The organism is Caballeronia sp. M23-90 (assembly GCF_053574605.1).
In genome coordinates this window covers 1-3672 of the sequence record NZ_JBSIPA010000575.1, presented here as the reverse complement: position 1 = coordinate 3672, position 3672 = coordinate 1, and the positions used below count along the sequence as shown (strand labels likewise).

Below are 3672 nucleotides of genomic sequence, written 5' to 3'. Positions count from 1 at the left end.
GTGCGGATCATTACGAACAGCAGTACAGGGACCGTGTCATCAAACAGCTTCATCGCCGCGCGGCGCAATTTGGATATTCACTACAGCCTCAGGACTCGCCAGCGTGAAGGTGAGTTTCTTAGGAAAGCTCGTCGATACGCACACGGTTTCGCATATCGACGACCAGAACGTCCTGCTGTACGTCGATCTGCATCTGATGAACGAGTACACGAGTCCGCAAGCGTTCAGCGGTCTCACGGAGAAGCACCGCCCCGTGCGCCGTCCGAAGCAGCAGCTCGCGGTCGTGAGCCACATCATCCCGACGCACGCCGAATCGCCGCGCGTGATTCGCGACGCCGCGTCCTTGCTGCAAGCCGACAACCTCGCGCGCAATTGCGATAAAGCCGGCATTCGCCTGTTCGCCGCGAATGATCCGCTGCAGGGCATCGAGCACATCATCGCGCCGGAGCTGGGCCTGATTCGCCCGGGCATGGCCGTGCTGTGCGGCGACAGCCACACCACTACCTACGGCGCGCTTGGGGCGCTGGGGTTCGGTATCGGCACGTCGGAGGTCGAGCATGTTCTTGCGACGCAGACGCTTGTTTATCGCGTGGCGCAGACCATGCGCATCACGATCGACGGCGCGTTGCCATACGGCACGTCGTCGAAGGACTTGATCATCTGGATCATCAGTCAGATCGGCGCTCAGGGCGCGCGGGGTTATGCGGTTGAATTCGCCGGCTCGACGATCGCCACGCTTTCGGCCGAAGCGCGCATGACCTTGTGCAACATGACCGTGGAAGCGGGCGCGCGAGCGGCATTGATCGCGCCCGATCAAACCACGTTCGACTACGTCCGTGCGCATGCAACATCGCTCGATGACACCGCGTGGCAAGCCGCGCTCGCCGACTGGACGCAGCTCAAGTCGGACGACGGCGCAAGCTTCGATGCCGAGCACCGCTTCAACGCAAGCGACATTGCGCCGTTCGTCACGTGGGGCACGAGCCCCGACCAGGCGATGCGCGTGGACGCGCTCGTGCCCGACGCCGCTTCCCAGGCCACGCCGGAAGCCACTGCAGCATTGCGCCGGGCGCTGGAGTACATCGGGCTCGAATCGAATCAGCCGATAGCCGGAACGCCGATTGACCGCGTGTTTATCGGTTCGTGCACGAATGGGCGGATCGAGGACTTGCGTATCGTTGCGGCGATCGTTCGCGGGCAAAAGGTCGCCCAGGGCGTGCGCGCGATGGTCGTGCCGGGCTCGGGCTCCGTGCGTCGTCAGGCCGAAGCGGAAGGCATCGCGGACACGTTGAAAAGCGCCGGTTTTGAATGGCGCGAGCCGGGTTGCTCCATGTGTCTCGCGATGAACGACGACTTTTTGCAAGCGGGCGAACGCTGTGCATCGACGACCAATCGCAATTTCGAAGGCCGGCAAGGACGCGGCGGCCTCACGCATCTGATGAGCCCCGCGATGGCCGCCGCCGCCGCACTGACCGGCAGGATCACCGATGTCCGCACGCTGGAGAGGTTCCATGTCTAAGTTGACCATGATCGAAAGCAGCGCTGCGCCGTTGCCCATCGAAAATCTGGACACTGACCAGATCATGCCGAAGCAATTCCTTCGGATCATCGACAAAGCCGGTTTGAGCGCAGGCCTTCTCTACGACCTTCGTTTCGACGAACACGGCGATCCGATTCAATCCTGCGTACTGAACCAGCCGCAGTACAAAGCCGCACGCATCCTGGTTGGCGGATCGAATTTCGGTTGTGGATCGAGCCGCGAACACGCGGTGTGGGGCCTTCAGCAATATGGTTTCGATGCCGTGATCGCGCCGAGTTTCGCTGAAATCTTCTACTCGAACGCAATGAACAATCGCCTGCTCCTCGTGCAACTGGACCGTGAGGCGGTCGACGTCCTACTGCGTGAGTCCCTGAATGATCCGGAATCCGGGCTCAAGATCGATCTCGAAGCGCAGACCGTGACATCGGACACGAGCGGCAAGGTTTTCAGCTTCCCGCTGGGGGCGCGCCATAAACGCATGGTGATCGAAGGCATGGACACGATCGACCTGACGCTTACACAACTCGCCGATATTCAGGCCTTCGAAAAGCGCCACTTCGAGCGCTATCCCTGGGCTGCCGTGATGTAGCCCGCGCGGCTTCGGCCGCATTCAAAACGACGCGACCCTGACTGCTTTTCGGCGTTTGCCAAAGGCGGCGGGGACGCGCTTTGCCTCAACAACGGAGGAGACATGAATTTCAAGCGCGCCAGGAAACCCTTCTACAAAGTGCTTTATGTCCAGGTGATCGCCGCGATCATTACGGGCATATTGCTCGGCCACTTCCTTCCCGCCGACGGCATCGCGATGAAACCGCTTGGCGACGCCTTCATCAAACTCGTGCGCATGATCATCAGTCCGGTGATCTTCTGTACGGTGGTGACGGGAATCGCGAGCATGCACGACATGCGCCAAGTCGGGCGTGTGGGCGGGAAGGCGCTGATCTACTTCGAGGTTGTATCGACGATTGCTCTCGCCATCGGCTTGCTCGCCGCGCATATCCTGCAGCCGGGCAAGGGCTTCAACGTCGATCCATCGACACTCGATGCCAGCTCGATCGCCGGATATGCGGCCAAGGCCGAGCACGGCGAAGGTCTGGCTGGTTTCCTGATGCACATCATTCCGGACACGTTCGTTGGCGCATTTACGCAGGGCGACATCTTGCCGGTGCTGCTGATCGCAATGCTGTTCGGCTCTGCGCTTGCCGTAATGGGCGAACCGGCGAAGCCGGTGATCGGGCTGATCGAGGCCTTGTCGAAGGCGTTCTTCAAGATCGTCCACGTGATCACGAGTCTTGCGCCCATCGGCGCATTCGGGGCGATGGCGTTCACCATCGGCCGGTACGGCATCGAATCCCTCCTGCCGATGATGAAACTTATCGGCACGTTCTATCTGACCGCGTTCCTGTTCGTGACGTGTGGACTTGGGCTGGTCGCGAAGCTGTGCGGATTCAGCCTGTTTCGCTTCCTGGCGTATATCAGGGACGAGTTGTTGATCGTGCTGGGGACATCGACATCAGAAGCTGCGTTGCCGCAACTGATGGAAAAGCTCGAACGGCTCGGATGTTCGCGCGGGATTGTCGGTCTGGTCGTGCCGACCGGTTATTCGTTCAATCTCGATGGCACCAACATCTACATGACGCTCGCCGTGCTGTTCCTCGCGCAGGCCACGAACACGCACATGACCGTCATGCAGGAAGTCACGCTGCTGGCGGTGACCATGCTGACATCGAAGGGATCGACGGGCGTGACCGGCGCCGGATTCATCACGCTGGCCGCGAGTCTTTCGGTGGTGCCGACCGTGCCGGTGACGGCGATGGTATTGATTCTCGGCATCGACCGGTTCATGTCGGAATGCCGGGCGCTCACGAATATTCTGGGCAACGGCGTGGCGACGATCGTGGTCGCTGCCTGGGAGAAGGAGCTGGATCGAGGGATGTTGCGCGCGCAGCTCGGAATGCCGCGGCGGGTTGGAGAACCCTCGCCGGCGCCGATTCCTCGCGATACAGCCCGATAGCCGTACCGCGAGTTCAGCGGTAGATCAGCGTTACTTTGCTGCCGGGTCCGAATAATCCGGCAAGCCTTGCGACTTGCTGCTGCCGCCTGCGCCCGGCTGCGCCGGCGCGGTCGTAGCA

Annotated in this window: 3 protein-coding genes; all 3 read left to right on the top strand. The window is 61.3% G+C overall.

Annotated elements, in window-relative coordinates; all coding sequences use genetic code 11:
• Positions 1–103 precede the first annotated feature (103 nt).
• The 3 genes from leuC to ACRXB1_RS32740 all read left to right on the top strand — a co-directional run bounded on the left by leuC (position 104) and on the right by ACRXB1_RS32740 (position 3554).
• Positions 104–1519: a 3-isopropylmalate dehydratase large subunit gene (leuC, locus tag ACRXB1_RS32750; RefSeq protein ID WP_449494392.1), complete on the top strand. Its 1416-nt coding sequence runs from the start codon at positions 104–106 to the stop codon at positions 1517–1519.
• The gene (leuD, locus tag ACRXB1_RS32745; RefSeq protein ID WP_449494391.1) at positions 1512–2129 is read left to right on the top strand and encodes a 3-isopropylmalate dehydratase small subunit; all 618 of its coding nucleotides are present in this window, start codon (positions 1512–1514) and stop codon (positions 2127–2129) included. The genes leuC and leuD overlap by 8 nt, the downstream gene beginning before the upstream one ends.
• A gap of 102 nt (positions 2130–2231) precedes the next feature.
• Entirely contained in the window at positions 2232–3554 is a 1323-nt protein-coding gene (locus ACRXB1_RS32740; protein WP_449494390.1) for a dicarboxylate/amino acid:cation symporter, read from the top strand.
• Positions 3555–3672 lie beyond the last annotated feature (118 nt).

What these genes read in the sequence shown, in the direction of transcription:
- leuD (WP_449494391.1), top strand. Translation starts at nt 1,512, where the DNA reads ATGTCTAAGTTGACCATGATCGAAAGCAGCGCTGCGCCGTTGCCCATC.
- ACRXB1_RS32740 (WP_449494390.1), top strand. Translation starts at nt 2,232, where the DNA reads ATGAATTTCAAGCGCGCCAGGAAACCCTTCTACAAAGTGCTTTATGTC.